This window comes from Paraburkholderia antibiotica (assembly GCF_012927125.1).
GTDB lineage: Bacteria > Pseudomonadota > Gammaproteobacteria > Burkholderiales > Burkholderiaceae > Paraburkholderia > Paraburkholderia antibiotica.
Map to the genome: position 1 here is coordinate 63,157 of NZ_JABBFZ010000028.1, position 8,778 is coordinate 71,934.

Below are 8,778 nucleotides of genomic sequence, written 5' to 3' on the forward strand. Positions count from 1 at the left end.
GACTGCCGTCGTGCCCGCTGTATCGATCAGCGCGCGGCTGCGCGCATCATGTTGCGGGCGATCAGAATCTGCTGGATCTGGCTCGTGCCTTCATAGATGCGGAAAATCCGCACGTCGCGATAGAAGCGCTCGATGCCGTACTCGGACATATAGCCGGCGCCGCCATGAATCTGCACCGCGCGATCGGCGACACGTCCACACATTTCCGACGCGAACAGCTTCGCGCACGATGCCTCGGTGCTCACGTTCTCGCCGTTGTCGCGTTTGCGCGCGGCGTCGAGCACCATACAGCGCGCCGCGTACAGTTCGGTCTGACTGTCGGCGAGCATCGCCTGAATCAGCTGGAATTCGGCGATCGGCTGGCCGAACTGCTTGCGCTCCATTGCGTAGCGCAGCGCGTCGTCGAGCATCCGTTGCGCGACGCCGACGCAGATCGCCGCGATATGAATGCGGCCTTTGTCGAGCACCTTCATCGCGGTCTTGAAGCCGACACCTTCCTTGCCGCCGATCACGTTCTGCACCGGCACACGGCAGTTTTCGAAGATCACGTCGCAGGTATGCGCGCCTTTCTGGCCCATCTTGCGATCGCGCTTGCCGAAGCTGATCCCCGGCGTGTTCGCCTCGACGATAAACGCGCTGATGCCGGCCGCGCGCGGCTCTTCGGGATTGGTGCGGGCCATCAGCGTGAAGATGCCCGCTTGCGGCGCATTGGTGATGAAGCGCTTGGTGCCGTTCACGACATAGTGATCGCCGTCGCGCACCGCGCGCGTTTTCACCGCCGCCGCGTCCGAGCCGCATTCGGGTTCCGTCAGCGCGAAGCTCGCGATCGTCTCGCCGCTCGCGAGCTTCGGCAGCCACTTCGCCTTCTGTTCGTCGGTACCGTCGATCACGATGCCTTGCGAGCCGATGCCGACCGTCGTGCCGAAGATCGAACGGAACGCGGGCGATGTCTTGCCCATTTCGAACATCACCAGAACCTCTTCTTCCATCGTCAGATCGAGGCCGCCGTACTGCTCGGGAATCGTCAGCCCGAACAGGCCGAGCGCCTTCATGTCGTCGACGATCTCGGCCGGAATCTCGTCCGTTTCGGCGACGCGTTCTTCGTTCGGCACCAGACGTTCGCGCACGAAGCGCGCCACGTTGTCGAGCAGAACGTTCATGGTTTCCTGATCGCGGATCATCGTTGCTTGACCTCTTTCGTGATGATGGATTGAAGGGTGCGCGCGCTCACCACGGCACGCCCGGATAGACCGGTTTGGCGGTTGCGTAGTCGGCGGGCCAGACGACCGCGAGCTTGCCGTCGTGCGTGAACTGGCCCATGTGCGCGACGTAACCGGGGTTATCGCCGCGCGTGTCGAAGCTGATTTTGCCGAGGAAGGTGCCATCTCCTGCGCTCTGGCGCAGCGTGTCGGCGAGGCCGCCCTTGTCGAGCGTGCCGGCCTTCTGGGCACGCGCAATCGCGTCGAACAGCAATTGCGCGTACGCGAACGAGGTCTGCGACTGATAGTTCGAATCAGTCTTGAAGAGCCGCTGGTAGGTATCGGAAAACTCGCGTTGATCGGCCGAGCGGTAATCGGCGGGCGATGCGAGCACGGTCGCGCCATAGACGTTCGGCACCAGATCCGGGAACGACGCGGCCATCTTCGGGCTCGCGAACGCCCACGGCGCGGCGATCGCTTTCAGGTTCGGCTTCAGGACTTTCGCCGCGCGCAGAATACCGACGTAGTCGTTTTCATAGCCGATCATCGCCATCGCATCCGACTTGTCCTGCAGCTTGACCTTGTTGACGATCGGCTTGAAGTCGGTCATCGACGGATCGAATGCATGCAGCGAGGTCGCGACGCCCTTCGCCTTGAGCGCGCTGTCGAGCTGCTGCGCGAGGTCGCTCGTCGCGTCCTTCGTCGAATAAACGATCGACACGGACTTCACGCCAAGCTGCTCGAACAGACCGACCATGCCCTTCGTGTAGCCCGGCGTGTTGCTGACACGAAAAAAATTCTTCAGGCCGCGGCGCACCATGTCGTCGCTGGTGCCGCCCGAGGTCACGTAGACGATACCGGCCTTGCTCGCCGCTTCCGAGGCCGGCCCCGCGCAATTCGAATTGGCCGCGCCGGCAATCGCGACGACGTTCTGCGACGCCAGCTTCTCGACGGCGGCGACCGCTTTGGCCGGATTCGATTCGTCGTCGATCGCGACGAGCGTGACCCTGTTCTGCGGATTGCGGCGGTTGTAGACGTCAGCGGCGACCTGGATGCCGCGATACATTTCGGTGCCGGCCTGCGCGAGCGAACCGGTCAGCGGCAACTCCACGCCGACGCGCGACTCGCCGGCGTTCGCCGCCGTGGATACCGTCAGTGCGGTCGCCGCGCCCGCGCACGACAACGCGGCGGCGGCACAGCTCGCGACCAGCCGGCCGCGCAACGCGAATTGCTTCATGTCTCCTCCGTGGCCCTGGCTGGGCTGCTTTTTCGAGGTGATGCCGGCGTGGCGCCGATGGCGTCGCGCCGGGTGTTACGTGAAATGCCGCTGCGTCATGCTTATTGGTTGCCTGAGTCGCTGCTTGAGTCGTTGCCTGAGTCGGGTTTCATTCGTGCGTCTGCAGTTCGCCCGCCAGTTCGCGCAGCTTCTGCTTCAGCAGCTTGCCGCTCGCGGTGGTCGGGATCGCGTCGATGCGAACGATCTGTGCGGGACGCTTGTAGGCGGAAAGCCGATCGGCCAGATAGTCGCGCAGCTCTTCCGCGTCGAAGTCGGCGTCCTCTTTCACTTCGACGAACGCGATCACTTCCTCGTTGCCGTCGGCTGTCATGCGGCCGACCACCGCCGATTGCTTGACCGGCTCATACGTGTTGATCACCGATTCGACTTCGATCGGATAGACGTTGAAACCGGAGCGGATGATCAGATCCTTCGTACGCCCAACGATAAACAGTGCGCCGTCGTCGCCGAGCCGGCCGATATCGCCGGTATTGAGCCAACCTCCCGGGCGCAGCGCTTCGGCGGTCTGCTCCGGTGCGCGGTAGTAGCCGCGCATCACGCCGGGGCCGCGTACCCATAGCTCGCCCGGTGTGCCGCGCGTCACGTCGTCGCCGTTCGCATCGACGATGCGCAACTCCGCGCCCTCGACGATCTCGCCCGACGAGCAATCGCTGCGCGGCCGCTCCATCCGCGTGATGAACAGCGAACCCGCGTATTCGGTCATGCCGTAGCCGTGATGCAGCGGCTGCCCGAACAGCGCCTCGACGTCCTTCTTCAGCGTCGGATCCAGTGGACCGCCGCCGGTGTACAGATAGCGCAGTTTCGACGTGAAACGCAGGCCGCCCTGCTCGCGCACCTGCGCGACGATGCGCGTGAACATTGTCGGCACGCCTTGCAGGATTGAGATTTCGTCGGCGGCCAGCGCGGCGAGGACTTCTTCCGCGCTGAAACGGGCGGCGAGCAGCAGGCTCGCGCCGGCCTGGAAGGTCGCGAGCAGCAGCGTTGCGAGGCCGAAGATGTGCGAGACCGGCATGACCGCATACGCGCAATCGGCGGGCGTCATGTCGCGCGACGTTGCCGACACGCGAGCGAAATGCAGCAGGCCGCGATGCGTTGCCATCACGCCTTTGGGTTTGCCGGTGGTGCCCGACGTGTAGATCAGCACCGCGACTTCGCGCGCCAGCGCTTCCGGCTCGCGCGGAGCGTTCGCATCCTGCGCGCCGAGCATCAACGGACCGAGGCCGGCCGGCGCGATTTCACGCGCGCGATAGCGCACGCCATGACGCACCGCATCGGGCGACGCCGCATGCGTGAACAGCATCAGCCGCGGCTGGCAATGCGCGCGAATCGCCTCGATCTCACGCTCGGACAAGCGCGCGTTGACGATCGCCGGCCATGCGCCGAGCTCCGACAATGCGAACAGCAGCGTAATCACGGCCGTGCAGTTCTCGGCGACGATCATCACGCGATCGCCGCAGCCGACGTCGTGCTCGCGCAGGAACTGCATCGCGGCTTCGATGTTCTGCCACAGCTGTGCAAAACCCAGTTGCGCGCCGTCTTCGCGGATCGCGATGGCAGCGGGCGCGCTTGCGGCCCAGTAACGCGGAATGTCGCTGATCTTGTGCGGCTCCGGCCCAGCCAATCTCATGGTCCCTTTCCCCCGTGCTGCGCGACGCGTCAATGCATCGCTCGACTGGCTGCCAGTGTGTTCGAGCCGCGCGGCGCCAACAATTTGTTTTCAGCGAAGTGGGGATTCGGCGTGGCTTAACCTGGTAGTTTTACTGAGGGGGAAAGAAGAGGCGCCGCCGCGCGCTAGTGTGTGGTTTGCCTTGCGTACCCGCGGTTATCGCGGCTATTTGAGGCCGAGCCGTTTTGCCAGCCGATTCAGATTCGCGCGATCCAGGCCGAGCTCGCGTGCAACGGCCGCCCAGTTCTGCCTGTTGCGCACCAGCGCTTCGAGCACGAGGTTGCGTTCGAACTCGGTCACCAGACTGCGGAAATCGGTCGCGTTGCTTTGTGGATCGTCGATGGCCGCCTGATTTGCTTCGCTATCCTTTACATCTGACAACGCAAAGTCGGCAGCGGTCAGCGTCAGAATGCGGCGGCGCTCGCGATTGGCGGCCAATGCCTTCAGCGCGCTACGACTGATCAGATGCTCGAGTTCGCGCACGTTGCCGGGCCATGCGTAATGCAGCAGCGCGGCTTGCGCGTCGGCCGCGAGACGCAGACTCAGCAGGCCGAGTCGCGAGCGATTGTCTTCGAGAAAGAAGCCCGCGAGCAGCAGCACGTCGCGGCCGCGTTCGCGCAACGGCGGCACGCGCAGCGGATAGACGCTGAGACGGTGATACAGGTCGGCGCGAAAACGCCCGGCGCGCACCTCCTCGGCCAGATCGCGATTGGTTGCCGCGATCATGCGCACGTCGACACGATGCTCATGGTCCGAGCCGATACGCTGCAACTGGCCGTTCTGCAGCACGCGCAACAGCTTCGCCTGGACGGCGAGCGGCAATTCGCCGACTTCGTCGAGGAAAATCGTGCCGCCGTCCGCGAGTTCGAACTTGCCGCGCCGATCCGACGACGCCCCCGAAAACGCGCCGCGCACGTGTCCGAACAGCTCGCTCTCGACCAGCGTATCGGGCAGCGCCGCGCAGTTCAGGCTGATGAGCGGCTTGTTCGAGCGCAACGACAGCGCGTGAATCGCGTTCGCGACCAGCTCCTTGCCGACACCGGTCTCGCCGGTCACCAGCACGGTCAGATCGCTAGCTGCGACCACTTCGATTTCCTTGACCATCCGCCGATGCGCGTCGCTGCTGCCGATCAGCTCGCGGCGGCTCTCGCTGCTCGCGAGGCGATACGCTTCGGCGCGGCGCTGCGCCTCCTCGCCGTTGCGCGCCAACGCATCGATACGCTCGACCACGCTCACGGTCGCGGCCGCGAGCCCGAGGAAGGCCTGCAACGAGGCCATATCGATGGTATCGAAGCGCGCCGGGTCCAGCGCGTCGAGCGTCAGCAGACCCCAAGGCTCGCCGCGAATGAAGAGCGGGCAGCCGAGGCAATCGTGCACTTCGAGATGCCCCGCGGCCATGCCTTGCACGAGGCCGTCGTAGGGGTCGGGCAGATCGGAATCGGCGGCGAAGCGGGTGGGCCCGGGCTGCGCCAGAAGCTGCTGGAAGCGCGGATGCTCGGCGATACGAAAACGGCGGCCGAGCGTATCGCTGCTCAGGCCGTCGATCGCGAGCGGTACTAGCGTGTCGCCTTCGAGACGCAGCAGCGCGGCGGCGTCGCCGGGAAACAGCGTACGCAACGCGCTGAGCAAACGCCGATAACGCTCGCGCTCGGACAGCTCGCGCGACAGGTCCAGAATCAGCGGCGTCAAAACATCGAGCACCGCTCCTGCAGTCAAACCGACCGCTGACCGAGTCTTTTCGACTAGAGTCGAATTAACCATTTAAAGCACCAAATGTTTGATTTCACGCCATTTTATACCTGGCACGAATCGTGGATAGTAGACACGTCTGCCGAAGCCGGCTTTGATATTCGCTGATAGACAGACTCTTATCGACTTTCATCAGGACCCATTCACTATGCTATCCGCCGAACACCGCGCCATCATCAAAGCAACCGTACCGCTCCTCGAAAGCGGTGGCGAGGCGCTCACCACGCACTTCTACAACCTGATGCTCAGCGAGCATCCGGAGGTGCGCCCGATGTTCAACCAGGCCAATCAGGCGAGCGGCGCACAGCCGCGCGCGCTGGCCAACGGCGTGCTGATGTACGCGCGTCATATCGATCAGCTCGAACAACTGGGCGACCTCGTCGCGCAGATCATCCACAAGCACGTGTCGCTGAACGTGCAGCCCGAGCACTATCCGATCGTCGGCTCGTGCCTACTGCGCTCGATTCGCGAAGTGCTCGGCGCGGACGTCGCGACCGATGCCGTGATCGAAGCGTGGGCCGCCGCGTATCAACAACTCGCCGATCTACTGATCGGCCTCGAAGAGAAAATCTACGCCGAACACGAAGCGGCGCCGGGCGGCTGGCGCGGCACGCGGGTGTTCCGCGTCGCCCGCAAAGTGCGCGAGAGCGACGAAATCACGTCGTTCTATCTACGCCCCGACGACGGCGGCGAGTTGCTCGCGTTTCAACCGGGGCAGTACATTGGCGTGCGTCTCGTGATCGACGGCGAGGAAGTGCGCCGCAACTATTCGCTGTCGGCGATGAGCGATGGCCGCGAATATCGCATCAGCGTGAAGCGCGAGGCGAACGGCACGGTGTCGAAGTATCTGCACGAGCAGATCAATGAAAACGACACGCTCGAACTGTTCGCACCGACCGGCGAGTTCACGCTGCAGCCTGGCGACAAGCCGCTGGTGCTGATTAGCGGCGGCGTCGGTATCACGCCGACGATGGCGATGTTGCAGGCGGCGCTGAAGACGAATCGTCCGGTGCACTTCATTCACGCGGCCCGTCATGGCGGCGTGCATGCGTTCCGTGACGCGATCGACGCATTGGCTGCGCGTCATCCGCAACTGAAGCGTTTCTATTGCTACGAGCAGCGTCGCGCGGGCGATGCCGCCGCGAATGAAATCGGCTATCTGAACGAAACGAACCTGAAGAAGTACTTGCCGGAAACGCGCGACGTCGACGTGTATTTCCTCGGGCCGGTCGCATTCATGAAGGCGATCAAGAAATGCCTGAAGGCGCTCGGTGTACCGGAATCGCAGAGCCGTTACGAGTTCTTCGGCCCGGCTGCCGCACTCGAGTAATACGCTCGAATGGCGTGCTTGAAGTACTGAGACCTTAGCTTTGTTGAATCGTCGGGAAGCGTGGATGCTGGGCGTGAATTGGCAAACGGCATCTACGCTTATCTACTCTTTCCATTTTAGTCGGGGCTTTCCGATTCAATTCCGCCGCGTTAAAAGAGCAGTCCCGCAAGATCGATGCGCCGCACGCATTAGCGCTCTCTTCTCCGGCGAAACGCCCACCAGCCTGTCAGCCCGGTAAAGCCGGCGACCAGCAACACCATCATCCAGAAGCCATGCTTGTTCTCGGCGAGCGGAATGCCGCCGACATTCATGCCGAAGAAGCCGGCGACGATATTGATCGGCATCGCCAGCACGGTGACGAGTGTCAGCGTGAAAAGCGTGCGGTTGTTCTGCTCTTCGAGCCGCGCCGTGATTTCTTCCTGAAGCAGCCTGACCCGCTCGATCAACCCCGCCACATCCGACAGCACCACCGAAAACTCTTCCGTCGATTCGCGCAGATCCTGCACGTCTTCCGGATGCAGCCAGCGAGGCGGTCGCGCGAGCAGACGGAAAATCGCGCCGGGCTCCGGTGCGAGCATCCGCTGCAGACGTGTCAACGTGCGCCGCATCGCGCCGAGGTCGAGGCGGTTCTGCGTCGGCCGTTGCGACAGAAATCGATCCTCGATCCGATCGACATCGGCACTGGTTCGACGCACGATCTGCACGAGCAGGTCGGCCTGGTCGCGCATCAGATGGACCAGCAATTCGACAGGTGACCTGAATATTTCGCCTTCCCGCACCGACGCGCGCAAGCGGTCGACCGAGCGCAACGGTTTGAGACGCGCGGTGACGATCAGCTGTTTGTGTGCATAGATCCAGAGTGTCGCGATTTCGGACGGAATGAATTCGAGGTTGAACATCACATCGTTGACAACCGCGCGCAGCGCGCCGTCCGCGTGCTCGATCCGCGTCGAATGCGAACCTTCCTGCAAGGCGTCGAAGAAGGCTTCCGGCAGATCGAGTTGCGCTCTCATCCAGCGCTCGCTCGCACTGTGCGCGAGATTGAAGTGCAGCCACAGAAACTCGTCGTCTTTTGCGGCAGTGTCCGCATGATCCGCACGCTCGCGAAGCCATTGGACGACGTTGTCGGCGTCGATTGGCTGCCCAGCCTGCGTCGGCGAAAAGCGGAAACCGCAGACCATGCCGGACGAGTCCGCGCCATAGGTTTGCAATAGCAGTTCAGATTTCATAGGTCATTCAATGCCAGCACATCCGAAAGGGATACGTGAGCATAGCCTGACCAATTGAAAGAAGGTTGATGCGCGCGTTTTCCGACGTCGTATTGTCGAATCGCGGCTGCGGGAGTGTCACGAAGACGTCACGTGAAAGCGCTAGAGAAGCGAACGCTTCGATAGCGGCCAGCTCTATGGAGCCGTAAACGCAAAAACCCCACCTTTTCGGGGTGGGGTTTCTGACTGAGGAGAAGCCTGACGATTACCTACTTTCACACGGGCAATCCGCACTATCATCGGCGTAGAGTCGTTTCACGGTCCTGTTC

At 63.0% G+C, this 8,778-nt stretch carries 6 protein-coding genes; 1 reads left to right on the top strand and 5 read right to left on the bottom strand.

Features of this window, described 5'->3' with window-relative positions:
* Positions 1 to 26 precede the first annotated feature (26 nt).
* The 4 genes from HHL14_RS29885 to norR all read right to left on the bottom strand — a co-directional run bounded on the left by HHL14_RS29885 (position 27) and on the right by norR (position 5,923).
* A complete protein-coding gene (locus tag HHL14_RS29885; RefSeq protein ID WP_169501207.1) occupies positions 27 to 1,181 on the bottom strand; it encodes an acyl-CoA dehydrogenase family protein in 1,155 nt (384 codons plus the stop codon).
* A 46-nt stretch (positions 1,182 to 1,227) separates the two neighbouring features.
* The gene (locus HHL14_RS29890) at positions 1,228 to 2,436 is read right to left on the bottom strand and encodes an ABC transporter substrate-binding protein (RefSeq protein WP_169501208.1); all 1,209 of its coding nucleotides are present in this window, start codon (positions 2,434 to 2,436) and stop codon (positions 1,228 to 1,230) included.
* A gap of 148 nt (positions 2,437 to 2,584) precedes the next feature.
* A complete protein-coding gene (locus HHL14_RS29895) occupies positions 2,585 to 4,123 on the bottom strand; it encodes a class I adenylate-forming enzyme family protein (protein WP_169501209.1) in 1,539 nt (512 codons plus the stop codon).
* A gap of 204 nt (positions 4,124 to 4,327) precedes the next feature.
* Positions 4,328 to 5,923 carry a nitric oxide reductase transcriptional regulator NorR gene (gene norR, locus HHL14_RS29900; RefSeq protein WP_169501210.1) on the bottom strand — a complete coding sequence of 532 codons (1,596 nt, stop codon included), beginning with the start codon at positions 5,921 to 5,923 and terminating at the stop codon, positions 4,328 to 4,330.
* Positions 5,924 to 6,059: 136 nt separating this feature from the next.
* Between norR and hmpA the strand changes: the two genes are divergently transcribed.
* Complete coding sequence (gene hmpA, locus HHL14_RS29905) at positions 6,060 to 7,241, top strand: NO-inducible flavohemoprotein (protein WP_169501211.1); 1,182 nt, start codon at positions 6,060 to 6,062, stop codon at positions 7,239 to 7,241.
* Positions 7,242 to 7,429: 188 nt separating this feature from the next.
* On the opposite strand, the gene HHL14_RS29910 is transcribed toward hmpA, so the two are convergent.
* Positions 7,430 to 8,470, bottom strand: a complete 1,041-nt coding sequence (locus HHL14_RS29910; RefSeq protein ID WP_169501212.1) for a transporter — start codon at positions 8,468 to 8,470, stop codon at positions 7,430 to 7,432.
* Between the last annotated feature and the right edge of the window lie 308 nt (positions 8,471 to 8,778).